This window comes from Streptomyces sp. NPDC051561 (genome assembly GCF_044454195.1).
In the GTDB taxonomy this organism is placed as follows: domain Bacteria; phylum Actinomycetota; class Actinomycetes; order Streptomycetales; family Streptomycetaceae; genus Streptomyces.
Window position 1 is genome coordinate 66,987 of the sequence record NZ_JBITDM010000029.1, and the last position, 14,134, is coordinate 81,120.

Below are 14,134 nucleotides of genomic sequence, written 5' to 3' on the forward strand. Positions count from 1 at the left end.
GCGATGCAGCTCGAGATGGCTGCGAAGAAGGCCGTACGGCACGCGGGCGAGGTCCCGGTCGAGTAGCGAGCCGCCCTCGTAGCGCGGAAAACTCGGGCCCCTCGCCGGTCGGTTGGTGAGGGGCCCGCCCTCCCCGGTCAGTTGCAGCCCTTCCGAACGGGCCCGGCTCACGAGCATCGCGACCAACTGCTCATCGCTCACTGACGCGGCCTCCGCAACCGCCGGCTCGCCGCCCGGTATCTGCTCGGTGGTGGTGTCGCTCATCTGGCGTCTCCTTGATCATCGGATCCGCCGTTCATTGAGCACTCCCGCCTGGCTGACTGCGGCTGGTTCGCGCGCCGCTTGTGCGCGTTCGCAGCTGGCGAGGCTGGGGTCGTGGGCGAGGGTTTGCAGCAGGTTGGGTAAAGGCGACGGATGCATCCTTGGCCGCATGCCGCCGGGCGTCCAGCTCGGTCCGATCGATTACTTTGCGCAGTGCGTACGTGGCGTCTGCGGCCTGCTGGGCGGGGCCGGCCAGCGCGGGCACCAGGACCTGAAGGCGGATGTGGGGCGCGGTGATTGCCGCCCGCGTCTCGTGGGATCGCGTCTGGGCCTCCAGGTGGTGCTCGGTGTCTGCCTCGGTCAGGGCCAGACGCCCCCGGTGGAACATTGCCGAGCGGTGCGCGTCCAGGGCGGCGGCGAATTCGGTGACGGCGCCGAGCTGGTCCTGGCGGTGGCTTTCGGTGCGCTCCTCGGCGCGTGCTGTGCGTGCCAAACGGTGCTGGAGGAGTCCGGCGGTCAGGGCACCGGCAAGGGTACCGAGTACGGCAACGATTGAAGGCCATACGGACATCAGGTATGGGGACCTCTCAGGCAGCCGGTTTTCGTGGTGAGGTCGGCATCAGCGAGGCACACGGCGACGCCTTCAGTAGCGGCGACCCGCCCGCATCGCTGCGGGCCTCCCCCCGTGAGTTCCTTGGCGTCCCACTGAGGCGGGCCTTCACCGCGACCGGCGCCCACCTGCTGTGGCGGGCCTCGGCGAACCGCGTACTGCCGGTGCAGGAGCGGCTTGCGGACGGGTCCTGGCTCAGCCGCCTGCATGCCGGCACCGACGGCAAGAAGCGTGATCCGGTCAGGGTGCGGGTGATCGCTTACGGACTCGACGGAATCGGTGCCCGCGCAGGGGCGGAGGAATACCGCCTGGTCACCGACCTTCTCGATGAAGAACGTTATCCCGCAGCAGAGTTGGCCGCCCTGTACTGCGAACGCTGGGAGGTGGAGCCGGTACTCGCCGAGATCAAGACCCAGCAACGAGGCCCTCGGGTCGTGCTCTCCAGCAAGACACCCAAGGGAGTACGCCAGCAGATCCGGGCGCATTTGCTGGTCCACCACGCCCTGCGGTCCCTGATGTTCAGATGCGCCGCCGTCCGGGAATCCGACCCGGACCGGCTCTCCTTCACCGCTACTCTGCGCGAGGTCCGACGCAGTGTTACCACCTCGCCCGGCGTCTTTTCCCCCTGAGCACCTGCTCAGCACGCTGACCCGGCTCCGTGACGGCAGCCTGGCCAGGCTCCGCCCACCACGCCGGCTCCGCAGCCGGCCCCGGGTCGTGAAACGCAAGATGTCGAACTACCGGCTCTAGAGAGCCGAGCACCGACATTGGCCACAACCCACCAACACCCCCGGCCAGGCCGTTCTCACCCACCGACCGAGACCGGCCAGACCGTAATGCAACGGCATTGGCCCTACGCGCGTGCCTCCCCCGTGAGGGGGAGTGGAATGGTTCGGCGGGAGGATCCGATCCGGCCGCATCGTCGGGAGGCTGGACTTCATGAATACCGATGCAGTGCGCCCCGGCCCGAGCGGCCAAGCTCTGGCCGCGGGGCCGACCACGTCACCATTGCTGAAAATGCGTCGCATCAGCGGTTACGGTGTCGCCATCGCGGTCACTCCGTACCTGCTGATCAAGATCGTCTGGACCTTCGGTCTCTTCCTTCCGACCGAGCAGATGGGCGAAGCCGGTTGGCGCACGATCAACGCGGCAACCGCGGCACTCGCCGCGGTGGTCATCTTGCTGGCGATGGCGTTCTGCAGGCCGTGGGGTGAGCGGCTGCCCGCATCGCTGGTGGCCCTGCCCGTATGGGTGGGCACCGGCCTGCTCGTTCCCATGGTCTTCCTGGCACCGGTGCTCGGCCCAGCCGCCATGGCCCGGGACAAGGAGGCCGGCGCCGCCGACATCTGGGCCTACGAACAGATACTCGTCATGGTCTCCCTGGTCGGTATCGGCATCGGTCTGCCGCTCGGTCTGGCGGGGTACGCCAAGGCGCGGTGGCCGGAGGCGCTTGGCGGTCCGACCGACTATGCGGAGCGAGCGGGAAACACCCGGCAGCTGCAGATCAGCCTCGCTGGGCTGGTCGCTGCCGGCAGCATCCTTCTCGGCGTCACCAAGGTGTACTGGGCGACGGGCGGCGCCCTCGGCATCGACCCGGCCCTGCTCGATGAACGCGATGTGTGGTGGCACCTCCTGTCATTCAGCACCGGCGTGTGGGCCCTCGCGGGAGCGTGGGGCCTGCTTGTGCTGACCACCCGCCGCGGGTCACGGAGGTTCCTGCCCCCCATGGCGGCGGCATGGATCTCCTCGGGAACGCTCTTCTCCCAAGCCACCTACAACAGCTTGTCCGCCACTCGCGTCGACGCGCAGCCCTCTCCTGAGTACCCGCTGGCACACGCGCTGACCAGCGAGGCCGGGATCGTCCTGGGAGCGATCATGGTGATGACCATCCTGCTGGTGCTGCACGACCGCGGGCGCGCCCTGCGCGGCGAGCCCTGATAGCCGTTCGGCCGGACGGGCCGTCAATGCGGATCTCATCGACACTGGACGCGCGCATGAACTTGCGGACCGTGTGCCTGTTCAGGCGCAGTTCCCGCATGATGTCGGCGAGTCCGAGCCCGCGTTCCATCAAGGAGTGGATGGTGACGGACCATTCCCGGTCCCGCCTGGTAAGCGGGCCTTCGGCCTTGTCTGGCAGCACCTCGGCCGTGGCGGACGGTTCGCGGTCAGGAGGCAGCCAACCGGCCTGCCGAGGCTCGCGCACAACTCGTCACCGAGGTGGTCGGGCAGGGGGGTGGCTTGGTGGTCGGGTACGACGGTGTACTGGGCAGCCATGCCGAAGGGGCGGTAGGATTGGGCGCCGTACACCCAGACCCGTTGTCCGACGCGGCGGGCGTCCGCGCCCACGGCGTCGATGACTCCGGCGGCGCCACTGTGCGGGATCACTCTCGGGCAGGGCATGGACGAGCCGAGCCAGCCGCGCCGCTTCTTGGCGTCGCCGGGGTTGACGCCCGAGACGGTGACGCGGACTCGGACGCGGACCTCGCCGGGGCCGGGAACGGGATCAGGGAGTTCGCCGACGTGCAGGACATCGGCAGCGGGGCCCTGGTCGTCGTACCAGGAAGCAAGCATGGGAGTACCTCCGTGGGCAGTCAGCTCGTGGAAGCGGCGGGCGCGTGCGGATCGCTGTCGGTGTATCCGATGTCGAACACGGGCGGTTCCTCCCTGAGAGTCTCGCGCAGCCAGGTCCGTTCGGCGCGGCTAGTGAAATGCCGAGAGGCTGCCCCGGCCGTTCTCCGTGTCCCCCGCACTGCGCCGCTTGCACGTGACGTGCACGTCACGTTCTACCGTGCGCAGCATGAGTCACAGCAGCGCCACCCATCGCGAAGCACGCCTGGCCGTCTACCCTCAAGGGCCCCTCACCCCCGCTCACTTCGAGGTGGTCGAGGTACCGGTCCCCACCCCCGCCCCTGGCCAACTACTCGTACGCAACCGTCTCATGAGCGTCACCGCCGTGATGCGCACTCTCATGCGGGGCGACGTCGAGCTGCCGATGCCCGGATACGTGCCGGGCGCGGTCCTGTGGGGCCCGGCCGTCGCCGAGGTGGTCACCGCGCCACCTGGCTCCGGCCTGCACCCTGGCGACCTCGTCGAACACCGATTGGGCTGGCGCGAGTACGCAGCCCTGCCCCCGGAGGACGTACAACTCCTGGACCTGGACGTGCTGCCCGACCCGGCCGCGTATCTCTCCCAGGGGTTCACCGCCTGGCTCGGAGTGGTGCGCGCGGCTCACGTACGGCCGGGAGACACGGTATTCGTGAGCGGGGCGGCGGGCGGTGTCGGCTCGCTGGCGGGCCAGTTCGCCCGACTGCGCGGCGCAGGGCGGCTCATCGGCAGTACGAGTACGCGGCGCAAGGGCGCGTACCTGATGAAGGAGCTGGGTTACGACGCCGTCGTATTGCGCACGGAAGGCGAAGGCACCATAGAGGAGCAACTGCGCGAAGCAGCGCCGGACGGTCTCGACGCGGTCTTCGACAACGTGGGCGGCGAGCAGCTCCGCGCCTCGGTGGCGCTGGCCCGCAGGGAGGCGAGGATCGCCCTGGTGGGAGGCCTGTCGGCGCAGGTAGCGGAGGGAGCCGGAACCTTCACCGAGATCGACACATTCGACCTGGTCTCGCGGGGGATCACCCTGAGAGGGATCGCGGGAGCCGACCATCTGGACGCACTCCCGCAGTGGCAGGATGAGTTCGGCCGAGGGCTCCGGGACGGCACCCTGACCGTCCCGCACGCACGCCTGCAGGGCATCGACCGGGCCCCACAGGCACTCTGCGAGCTTCTCGAAGGCCGGCACATCGGTGCTGTTCTGGTCGAGCTCTGACCTCGGATCCAGGAAGGCTGTGTATGCGGATCGGCGATGCGGCAGCGGCGGCGGGCCTCACACCGAGGGCGCTGCGCTACTACGAGCAGCAGGGCCTGCTCACGCCCGGGCGCGCGCCGTCCGGTCACCGGGAGTACGGGTCCCAGGACATCCGGCGGCTGCGAACCGTGCGCGAACTGCTGGAGGCGGGCCTCACAATCGCGGACGTCAGAAGCTTCGCACACGTGCTGGAGCGGGCGCTCTCCGCCGACGGTCATGAACCTGAAGGTGAAGCGGAGCAGTGCGAGATCGGGGAGGTAGGCATGCGGCGGCTCGCGGAACTCGACGAACGCATCGAGCGGCTGACATGTCTCCGCGAGAAACTGACGTCCCGGATGGCCGACCGCTTCGGCTTCTCCTGAAGGCCCTCCTCATACTGCCTTCGGGGCGCCGAGATCCACGATTTGACCAATCCACGCATCATCCTGCAGCGCCGCCAGGCCCAGGACCAGATCGACGCCGCCTGGTCATCAGCCGCAATACGGTCCGGGCCCGCCGGCCTCCGCCACCTCTCCAACCAGCCCCGTTCACCCGCCCGCTCGACCTCATCGGGCTCGGGCTGCTCCTACCAGCAACACCCGTCACAGAATGGGACGTTGATTCAGCTCTGGCGCCGGGTGCCGGATACCGCTCAGCCCCGGTCCGCCTGGAAGGCCAGCAGCAGGGACGCCGCCACACTCACCGCGATGGTGGCCGGTTCCTTGCCCGTGATGTCCGGCAGCCCGATCGGCGTCTTGATCCGGTCGATCGTGGTGTCGTCGTGGCCACCCTCCTCCGCCAGCCGCTTACGGAAGCGAGCCCATTTCGCGGACGAGCCGATCAGCCCGATCGACCCCAGCCCCGGCGTGCGCAGCGCCGCGTCGCACAGGGCCGCGTCCTCCGCGTGGTCGTGCGTCATGATCAGCACGTGCGTGCCCGGCGCCAGCTCCGCGAGCACCTCCTCCGGGAGCAGCGGTACGTGGTGCACGTGCACCTGCGCCACCGCGTCCGAGAGGACGGAGAGCCGGTCCTCGCAGACCATCTCGGGCCGTGTGTCGATGAGATGGAGGTCGAGCTCGTGGCGCGCCAGGATGAGGGCCAGCTCCATCCCCACGTGCCCCACCCCGAACACCGCCACCGCCGGAACCACCGGAAGCGGTTCCAGGAGCACCGTGACCGCCCCGCCACAGCACTGCACCCCGTGCGGCCCCGACGCCTTGTCGTTGAGGGCGAAATCCATCAGCTCCGGCTCCGCCCCCCGCGCCCCGATCAGTTCGCGGGCCCGGTCGATCGCGACGGCCTCGATGTTGCCGCCGCCGATGGAACCCCAGGTCTCCGTGCGCCCCACCACGAGCTTGGCACCGGCCTTGCGGGGGGCGTGGCCGCGTACGGTCACGACGGTCACGAGGACGCCGGTCTCCCGGCGCTCCCGCAACCGCGCGACCGCGGCCACCCAGGTCATGTCAGGCATTGCTGAACGCGGTTGTGCCGACGGGCGAGCCCTCGGCGCCGTCGGAGGAGGCCTCCCGTACCGACTCGATCGCCCAGTACACCGCCTCCGGCGTCGCCGGGGACGCCAGTTCGACGCTCACCCCGGCGGGGCCGAACGCCGCAGCCGCCTGCCGCAGCGCCTCCCGTACCGAGAAAGCCAGCATCAGAGGCGGCTCGCCGACGGCCTTGGAGCCGTACACCGCACCTTCCTCGGTGGCGTTCTCCATCAGCGTGACGTGGAACTCCTCCGGCATCTCCGAGAAGCTCGGCAGCTTGTACGTGCTCGCCGCCTGCGTCTGGAGACGGCCCCGGTGCGGCCCCTCGCTGGTGTCCCAGCGCAGGTCCTCCAGCGTCAGCCAGCCCGCGCCCTGCACGAAGCCGCCTTCGACCTGACCGATGTCGATCAGCGGAGAGAGGCTGTCGCCGACGTCGTGCACGATGTCGACCCGGCGGATCCTGTACGCCCCGGTGAAGCCGTCCACCTCGACCTCGGTCGCGGCGGCCCCGTTGGAGAAGTACTTGAACGGCGTGCCCCGGAAACTTTTCGCGTCCCAGTGCAGCCCCTCGGTCCGGTAGAACCCAGAAGCCGAGAGCTGGACCCGCTGGAAGTACGCGGTGCGCACCAGGTCGTCCCAGGCGAGCTCCTTGTCGCTGCCCAGGACCCGGGCGACGCCCTCCACGATGCGTACGTCCGAGGCATTGCCGCCGAGCTGCGTTCCGGCCACCTGGCGCAGGCGGTCGCGGAGCTGCTCGCAGGCGTTCTTGATCGCCCCGCCGTTGAGGTCCGCGCCCGCGCTGGCGGCGGTGGCGGAGGTGTTGGGGACCTTGTCCGTACGGGTTGGGGCGAGCCGCACCTTGTGCAGCGGGATGCCGAGCGTGGTGGCCGCCACCTGCATCATCTTGGTGTGCAGGCCCTGGCCCATCTCGGTGCCGCCGTGGTTGATCAGCACGGAGCCGTCCTTGTAGATCAGCACCAGCGCGCCGCCCTGGTTGAAGGCGGTGAGGTTGAAGGAGATGCCGAACTTGATGGCGGTCAGCGCGAGCGCCCGCTTGGTGTGCGGGTGCGCGGCGTTGAACGCGGCGATCTCGCGCCTGCGGTCGGCGAGGCGGCCGTTCTCCTTGACCTGCTCCCAGACCGCGGAGATCCGCTCGGCCTGGGTGACGAGCTGGCCGTACGGCGTGGTCTGGCCCTGGCCCGGCCGGTAGAAGTTGCGCTCGCGCAACTCGATTGGATCCAGGTCGAGTTGAGGGGCGACCCGGCCGAGGATGTCCTCGATGACGAGCATGCCCTGGGGGCCGCCGAAGCCGCGGAAGGCTGTGTTGGAGACCGTGTTGGTCTTCGCGATGCGGCCCGCGACCCGCGCGTTGGGGATCCAGTACGTGTTGTCGATGTGGCACAGCGCGCGGGCCAGCACCGGCTCGGACAGGTCCAGGCTCCAGCCGCCGTCGGCGGTCAGTGTGGCGTCGAGGGCCTGGATGCGGCCCTGGGCGTCGAAGCCGATCTTCCAGGAGGAGTGGAAGCCGTGCCGCTTGCCGGACATGGTGAGGTCCTGGGTGCGGTTGAGGCGGAAGCGGACCGGGCGGCCCGTGAGCTTCGCGCCGAGCGCGGCGATGGCCGCGAACCCGTGCGGCTGCATCTCCTTGCCGCCGAAGCCGCCGCCCATCCGCAGGCACTGCACGGTGATCTCGTGCGCCGGGACGCCGAGCACGTGCGAGACGATCTCCTGCGTCTCGGAGGGGTGCTGGGTGCTGGACTGGATGAACAGCTGACCGCCCTCGTCGACCATGGACAGCGCCGCGTGCGTCTCCAGATAGAAGTGCTCCTGCCCGGCGAAGGAGAACTCGCCGCTGAACACATGTGCCGACTCCGCGAACCCGGCATCGACGTCACCGGTCTCCATCAGCGGCCGCGCACCGTGGAAGCTCTCCGCCGCGATGGCCTCCTCCACGGTGACGATCGCGGGCTGCTCCTCCAGCTCGACCTCCACCGCCGCAGCGCCCAGGCGGGCCGCCTCCAGCGTCTCGCCCAGCACCCACGCGACAGCGTGGCCGTAGAACATGACCTCGTCGGGGAAGAGCGGCTCGTCGTGCTTCATCCCGGCGTCGTTCTCACCGGGTACGTCCGCGCCGGTCAGGACGCGGACCACACCGGGCACGGCGAGCGCCGGCCCGGTGCGTAGGGCGGTGATGCGGCCGTGGGCCTTCATCACCTGCACCGGGTAGGCGTGCAGGACGTCCTTCGTGCGGTACACGAGGTCGTCGGTGTAGAGCGCGCTGCCGGTGACGTGCTGGTACGAGCTCTCGTGCGGCATCGAGACGCCGACGACCGGCTTTTCGGGGCGTTCGGACAGCTGGCTCATGACGAAACCGCCTCGGTGGTCTGTGCGTACAGCTTCTTCAGGCTCGTGCCGAGCATCGCGGAACGGTAGAGCGAGCTGGCCCGGTGGTCGCTCATCGGCGTGCCCTCGCCGCGCAGGACGCGAGCGGCCGTATCCACCGTCTCCTGCGACCAGGGCCTGCCTTCCAGCGCTGTCTCGGTGGCCAGGGAACGGATCGGGGTCGCGGCGACGCCGCCCAGGCCGATGCGGGCCCTGCGGACGATGCCGCCCTCGATGTCCACCGCGAAGGCGACGGCGACACTGGAGATGTCGTCGAAGCGCCGCTTGGCGATCTTGTGGAAGGCCGTGACCTGCGACAACGGCGTCGGAATGCGCACCGCACGGATCAGCTCGTCGGGGCGGCGCACGCTCTGGCGGTAACCGGTGAAGTACTCCGCGAGGGGGACCACACGCTCGCCGTCCGCACCCGCGAGCACCAGCGAGGCGTCCAGCGCGAGCAGCACCGGCGGGCTGTCGCCGATCGGGGACCCGGTACCGAGGTTGCCGCCCAGGGTGGCGCTGTTACGGATGAGGCGCGAGGCGAACTGCGGGAACAGCTCCGCCAGCAGCGGCACGGTCCCGTCGAGCCGGCGCTCGATCTCGGTGAGCGTGACCGCAGCCCCGATCTCCAGGTACTCCGACTCGATGCGCAGCTCCCGCAGTTCGGGCAGCCGGTCGATGGCGACGACGCAACTGTCGCGCCGGGAACGGATGTTGACCTCGACGCCGTAGTCGGTGCTCCCGGCGACCAGGACCGCTTCGGGGCGCTCGCGCAGAACCCGTACGGCCTCATCCAGCGTCGCGGGGCGCAGGAAGGTGCTGTCGCCCCGGGTGTACGAGGTCGCCACCGACTCCGGCGGAGACTGCTCGCGGCGCCGGGCGAGAGGGTCGTCCTCGGCGGGCTCGCCGACCGCGTACGCGGCGTCGCGGATGGGGCGGTAGCCCGTGCACCGGCACAGGTTGCCGCTCAGCGCGTGCAGGTCGAAGCCATTGGGGCCGTGCTCGGCGTCGGCCGCGTCCGTTTCCGCCTCGCCGTGCGCGCAGCGGTCGGGCCGGTAGTACTCCGACGCCATGCTGCAGATGAAGCCGGGCGTGCAGTAACCGCACTGCGAACCGCCGCGCACCGCCATCTCCTCCTGCACCGGATGCAGGACGGCGGGCGTGCCGTCGGCACCGGGCGTGGCAAGGCCCTCCGCGGTGACGACCTCCTGGCCGTCGAGCGCCGCGGCCGGAACCAGGCAGGCGTTGACCGCCACCCAGTCGGTGGGCTTGTTGACACCGGGCCGGGCCACCAAGACGGAACAGGCACCGCATTCACCCTCGGCGCAGCCCTCCTTGGTGCCGGTCAGGCCGCGCTCGCGCAGGAAGTCGAGCACGGTGGTGTGGGGTGTGTCCGGGGCAATGGGGGTTTCCTTCCCATTGACCGTGATTCGCGCGCTTACCATGGCAAAACCTCTTTTTTGGGCGCAGTCGAAGTGGTCGCCGTAGCGGGGATTTCGGGAGCTTTCTCTTCGGCGGTGCAGCCTGCTGAGGTACAGCCTTCGACGGTAGGGCTCGGGATCCGGGAACACCGGTCGGTACGCGGGGAGGCGTGTGCTGTGCCGCAGTCGGTGGGGGTGATTCAGACGAGGAAGCCGGGCCCCTGAACGGGTCGCACCGGCGACGGGGCCGCCTCAGCAGCCGTGGGCCACACGCCCCGGAGCCCAGGCGGTGCGCCGGGCGAGGCGCTGCAGGTCGGAGATGACGATCGACATCTGGCATTGCCTCCTTTCGGCGCGGCAGCTCACGGGTCCAGCTCAGTTCACGGGTGAAACCGTGGCCGGGCGGGACTGTGGCTGGGTGGGACTGTTCGAAATTAAGTCGCCGCAGGCAGACGGGTCAAGGAACCTGTGGAAACGCACAGGCACTTAGGCGGAAGCTCTGACTGGAGGAGCGAGAACTCCCCAGCTGTGTGTACGTTCATCCGGCCGCCGGGACCCCGACGGCGGCGCGTCGCAGCGTACGTATCGCCGCAGTGGCGAACAGCGCCACGCACAGCGGCAGCACCGTGTACAGAGCCATCGCCCCCGCCGGGCACGACGGGCGCGCCCGCAACGGGACCATGCCGTCCATCCCCGGCGGGAACATCGCGACGGCCGCGCCGCCGAGCCCCGCCTTGGTCACCAACAGGGTTGGACGGTACAGCCGTCGGGGCGTGGAGACGGCGAAGCCGGAGAGCGTGGACGCGATGGCCGCGACTGTCCGGCGCGCCACTCAGCCCGCCCCCACCGCATCCAGATCGCGCACCGCGGCCTCCGTGCGGCCGATGATCGCGTCGCACACGGCGTCGGGCTGGTAGCGCGGTTGGATCAGGCTGCGGCCGCGCGTCGTGAGCCAGATGTACAGCGGGTAGAGGGTCTGCCTGCGGTACGCGAGCCACGCCGCCCCGGGATCGGGGGCGGCGCCGCCCGCCTTCGCCAGGTGCTCCAGGTACAGGGCGAGCAGATCCCGCTCCGTCTCGCGCCGGTCCTCGACGGACAGCCCCGAGGTGATCAGGTATGCCACGTCGCACGCCCAGTTGCCGCGCATCAGCACCTGCCAGTCGACGAAGCCCAAGCGCCCGTCGGCGGTGCGGTAGGTGTTGCCGATGTGCACGTCCCCGTGCAGCAGCGTCTGCGGGCCCTCGGCGGCCAGCTCCAGCGAGCGGCGCAGCGCCGAGTACAGCACGTCGGGCGACGGGCCAGGATCCGGGGGCAGCGCGGGGGGCGGAGCGGCGCAGGCCCACCCGGGCGCGCGCGTGCTGTCCCTCCTCGCCCCGAGGACCCGCAAGCCCGGCAAGCACAGTGCCGCCTACCTCACCCACCCGCCCGCCCCGGAAGCCCACCCCGGTAGGCCCGTGGGCTCGACCGTGGACCGGACCCACCAAAGAGGAAGCCGCCGCCTACTTCCGGCAGCAAGCCGAGACGACCATGCCCCTCACTCAGGTACAGCGGGAACGGCGTACCGCACTCGCCGAAGCCGCCATGGGGCGTGACTACCCCTACTCGTTCCCGGGAGCACCGTTCCCCCGGTCTGCATTCGCTGGCGCCGGGGCGGTGTCGGCATGACACGCGACTGGCTCAACGGAACCCTCCCCGAACCCACCCCGGCACTCTGCATCGCGTGCCACCGGCTCAGAGCCTGTGTCTAAACCCCGGCCGGGCGCCCGCCGCCTGGCACGCACGCTCGCGGCGTTGCCGAAATGCCCTAGTAGCTCCGCTACGAGGACCTTCCAGCGCCTTGCGATCGCACGCACCAGACGACGTTCGCTGATCCGACCGGGGTTTAGACACAGGCTCTCACCAACGCCCCCGTACCGATCCGGTGGATCGAGAGCGCGAGCGGCCCCGGAACGGCCCTCTACGGCTGCCCCACGTGCGCCCCGAAGCTCACCCCCGGGCCCATGCACGGCGAGTGGCACCACAGCTAGCACTGCAGTTCGCCCCGTCCGGGCCGATCTCGGACGGGGCCTTTTCCTTAGGGGCTTCCTTGAGGTAGAGAAGGACCCTGCTCCTGTCAGCGGTCGACGGCTGGCACCTCGTCCAGGCCCGTTTCACGCAGGATGTACTTCACCGTGTTGTCCAGGCCACTGCTGGCGTCGATGACGGTCTCGACACCGCTGGGCAGCAGGTCTCGCTCCCGATACCAGGCGCGCAGGTGCTCGTCGGTGACCTGGGTCAGGTACTCAAGGTCGGGTTTCGACGCGTGACGCACCAGCGTCTCCTGCAGCGACACGTCCAGGTAGTAGCACCGGGAGATGCCGCGATGATCGCGCACGAGGGCTTCCAACATCGCCGCGTACCGGTCGGCGTACAGAATCCCCTCGACGACCGTGTGGAAACCGGCGTCCAGCGCGTAGCGAGCGGTCATGTCGATCAGGCCGATGTTGGCTGCGCCGGGCCGGTCTCGCTCGCGCAACACGATGCGGCGCAGGTTGTCCTGGCCGACCAGCGCAAGGTTCCGGCCGAACTGCTCACGCAGACCAGCGGCGATCGATGATTTCCCTGACGCGCTGTTCCCGCGCACAACAATCAATCGCGTCTCGTCGGTTCCCACCATCACAACGGCACGATATCGACAATGGCTGTTCCAAGACCGGGTGTCCGGAACTGGGAACAAAACGCCAGCGCATGCCTCCCGGACCAACTCGCTGTGCAAGCCGTGCCGCGCCCGGACCAGCTCCTGAAATGTCGTGCGGCGAGGAACAAAAAGTGCCCCTGGCTGGTCGGGGAGGCCAGCCGGGGCGGTAAAGCGTGGCAGGCGGAGGGCGGTCGCCTCGCGGCGAAAGGCTCCATGGGGCTTCAGCCGAACGATCTTCCCCATGGGCTATGGGTAGGGCCCGGGGACTCTGTCCCCTCCGCTGCCACACCTAACAGAACAGCACCCCGTACCAGGATGTTCCGGGACCGCCCCGCGTCAGGCTGTGAAGAGGGGCACACCGGACAGCCAGAGGCGGAGACCGGCCGCCGTGACAGGCCGCAGTGCCGTACAGCCTTTCCCCGACAACGTCGTTCTACTGTCCGGTGGTGGCTTCCGGTGCGGGTTCGAACTCGACTTCGGCGTACCCGCAGCCCTCCGCGAGGCCGAGCAGTGCCTCCTGCTCTGCACGGTCAGCGGTCAGTCCCCACCGCAGCTTGGTCGATACCCAGCCGGCGATGTACGTGCACCGCACTTCGGCGAGCGGTGGGAGCCATTGGGCCGGGTCCTGGTCTGCCTTGCTGCGGTTGGTCTTCGCGGTGACCGCTACCAACCTGTGTTCGGCGCCGAGGTCGTTGGCGTATGCCTGCAACCCGCCGCTACCAACTGATTCGCCAACGACCAGCTACCAACCACAGTCCCGGAACCATCGCGATTCCCCTGTTCAGCGCCACGGTTGGTACCCCCGGGTCGGGATGCCCTCTCCACCACGGAGGCCACCACGGATGCACAAAAGAACGGGACCAGGGCGTTCAACAAGGCGGCCGTCGTGCCTGCCGGTGCGAGGGAGAGGTGGGGAGAGATGGCCCATGCACCGGCGCGGGTGGCCGACCGGCAGAGGCGCCGACGGCTGACCGGCCAGCGCCTCAAGGAATGAATGGCCGGGTGGCCAGGGCAGTGACCGCCCACCACCATTCACTGTCCACCGGCCAACGGTCACTGCCCACCGACGACCGACCGGCCAGCGCCCCAAGAAATGGATGGCCGATGGCCGGGGCAGCGACCGGCGGCCACTAGCAAGGTGGGGCGGCCGCGCGAAATGACCGCCGGAGCAACCGATGCCGCCCGCCAGAGACGGCCACCGCACAAGTACGACGACACCCATGGTTGGTACCTCAACCCGCCCACCACGCCCTACCAACCACGGGCGCACCCTACTAACCACGGGGGTGCGCCCCACCAACCACGGGAACCAACCACATGGTGCGCCCGGCCTCGTTCATGAGGACGGGTTCTGGCATAGCTTGCGGGCTCTGGCGCTGATTTGGGGGTGCCGACTGGTGGATCACGGTGAGAGGAGGATGCGGCGTCGCAGGAGGTCGAAGTTGGCCCGGCCGTACATTT

General features: G+C 69.5%; 11 protein-coding genes and 2 pseudogenes. 5 read left to right on the plus strand and 8 right to left on the minus strand.

Annotated features, from left to right (window positions below):
* The first annotated feature begins 430 nt into the window (after nucleotides 1-430).
* From ACIA73_RS37365 to ACIA73_RS37375, 3 genes are all read left to right on the plus strand, one after another.
* Entirely contained in the window at nucleotides 431-817 is a 387-nt protein-coding gene (locus ACIA73_RS37365) for a hypothetical protein (RefSeq protein WP_399443428.1), read from the plus strand.
* A 20-nt stretch (nucleotides 818-837) separates the two neighbouring features.
* The gene (locus ACIA73_RS37370) at nucleotides 838-1,500 is read left to right on the plus strand and encodes a transposase (RefSeq protein WP_399443429.1); all 663 of its coding nucleotides are present in this window, start codon (nucleotides 838-840) and stop codon (nucleotides 1,498-1,500) included.
* 388 nt (nucleotides 1,501-1,888) lie between these two features.
* Nucleotides 1,889-2,809 carry a hypothetical protein gene (locus ACIA73_RS37375; protein WP_399443430.1) on the plus strand — a complete coding sequence of 307 codons (921 nt, stop codon included), beginning with the start codon at nucleotides 1,889-1,891 and terminating at the stop codon, nucleotides 2,807-2,809.
* Nucleotides 2,810-3,052: 243 nt separating this feature from the next.
* Here ACIA73_RS37375 and ACIA73_RS37380 read toward each other — a convergent pair.
* Nucleotides 3,053-3,442 (minus strand): annotated as a pseudogene (locus ACIA73_RS37380) (alcohol dehydrogenase catalytic domain-containing protein); the annotation flags it as partial.
* A 226-nt stretch (nucleotides 3,443-3,668) separates the two neighbouring features.
* On the opposite strand from ACIA73_RS37380, the gene ACIA73_RS37385 reads away from it, so the two are divergent.
* Together ACIA73_RS37385 and ACIA73_RS37390 are read left to right on the plus strand one after the other, a co-directional pair.
* Complete coding sequence (locus tag ACIA73_RS37385) at nucleotides 3,669-4,688, plus strand: MDR family NADP-dependent oxidoreductase (RefSeq protein ID WP_399443431.1); 1,020 nt, start codon at nucleotides 3,669-3,671, stop codon at nucleotides 4,686-4,688.
* Nucleotides 4,689-4,711: 23 nt separating this feature from the next.
* Nucleotides 4,712-5,089, plus strand: coding sequence for a MerR family transcriptional regulator (locus ACIA73_RS37390; protein WP_399443432.1), 378 nt, complete (start codon nucleotides 4,712-4,714; stop codon nucleotides 5,087-5,089).
* Nucleotides 5,090-5,358: 269 nt separating this feature from the next.
* Here ACIA73_RS37390 and xdhC read toward each other — a convergent pair whose 3' ends face one another.
* The 7 genes and pseudogenes from xdhC to ACIA73_RS37425 form a co-directional block, all read right to left on the minus strand.
* Entirely contained in the window at nucleotides 5,359-6,168 is an 810-nt protein-coding gene (gene xdhC / locus ACIA73_RS37395; protein WP_399443439.1) for a xanthine dehydrogenase accessory protein XdhC, read from the minus strand.
* 1 nt (nucleotide 6,169) lies between these two features.
* Nucleotides 6,170-8,557, minus strand: a complete 2,388-nt coding sequence (gene xdhB, locus ACIA73_RS37400; RefSeq protein WP_399443433.1) for a xanthine dehydrogenase molybdopterin binding subunit — start codon at nucleotides 8,555-8,557, stop codon at nucleotides 6,170-6,172.
* The gene (locus ACIA73_RS37405) at nucleotides 8,554-10,020 is read right to left on the minus strand and encodes a xanthine dehydrogenase small subunit (protein ID WP_399443434.1); all 1,467 of its coding nucleotides are present in this window, start codon (nucleotides 10,018-10,020) and stop codon (nucleotides 8,554-8,556) included. The genes xdhB and ACIA73_RS37405 overlap by 4 nt, the downstream gene beginning before the upstream one ends.
* A 514-nt stretch (nucleotides 10,021-10,534) precedes the next feature.
* Nucleotides 10,535-10,828 (minus strand): hypothetical protein, encoded by a 294-nt coding sequence (locus tag ACIA73_RS37410; RefSeq protein ID WP_399443435.1) that lies wholly within the window; start codon nucleotides 10,826-10,828, stop codon nucleotides 10,535-10,537.
* The gene (locus ACIA73_RS37415) at nucleotides 10,829-11,281 is read right to left on the minus strand and encodes a phosphotransferase (protein ID WP_399443436.1); all 453 of its coding nucleotides are present in this window, start codon (nucleotides 11,279-11,281) and stop codon (nucleotides 10,829-10,831) included.
* 828 nt (nucleotides 11,282-12,109) lie between these two features.
* On the minus strand, nucleotides 12,110-12,652 hold the full coding sequence (locus ACIA73_RS37420) for an AAA family ATPase (RefSeq protein WP_399443440.1): 543 nt from the start codon (nucleotides 12,650-12,652) through the stop codon (nucleotides 12,110-12,112).
* A gap of 454 nt (nucleotides 12,653-13,106) precedes the next feature.
* Nucleotides 13,107-13,379: pseudogene (locus ACIA73_RS37425) on the minus strand (HNH endonuclease); the annotation flags it as partial.
* Between the last annotated feature and the right edge of the window lie 755 nt (nucleotides 13,380-14,134).

Excerpts from the sequence above, each read along its gene's own strand:
- ACIA73_RS37370 (WP_399443429.1), top strand. The coding sequence starts at position 838 with ATGGGGACCTCTCAGGCAGCCGGTTTTCGTGGTGAGGTCGGCATCAGC.
- ACIA73_RS37365 (WP_399443428.1), top strand. The coding sequence starts at position 431 with ATGCCGCCGGGCGTCCAGCTCGGTCCGATCGATTACTTTGCGCAGTGC.
- xdhB (WP_399443433.1), bottom strand. The coding sequence starts at position 8,557 with ATGAGCCAGCTGTCCGAACGCCCCGAAAAGCCGGTCGTCGGCGTCTCG.
- ACIA73_RS37405 (WP_399443434.1), bottom strand. The coding sequence starts at position 10,020 with ATGGTAAGCGCGCGAATCACGGTCAATGGGAAGGAAACCCCCATTGCC.
- ACIA73_RS37390 (WP_399443432.1), top strand. The coding sequence starts at position 4,712 with ATGCGGATCGGCGATGCGGCAGCGGCGGCGGGCCTCACACCGAGGGCG.
- ACIA73_RS37420 (WP_399443440.1), bottom strand. The coding sequence starts at position 12,652 with ATGGTGGGAACCGACGAGACGCGATTGATTGTTGTGCGCGGGAACAGC.
- xdhC (WP_399443439.1), bottom strand. The coding sequence starts at position 6,168 with ATGACCTGGGTGGCCGCGGTCGCGCGGTTGCGGGAGCGCCGGGAGACC.
- ACIA73_RS37375 (WP_399443430.1), top strand. The coding sequence starts at position 1,889 with ATGCGTCGCATCAGCGGTTACGGTGTCGCCATCGCGGTCACTCCGTAC.
- ACIA73_RS37385 (WP_399443431.1), top strand. The coding sequence starts at position 3,669 with ATGAGTCACAGCAGCGCCACCCATCGCGAAGCACGCCTGGCCGTCTAC.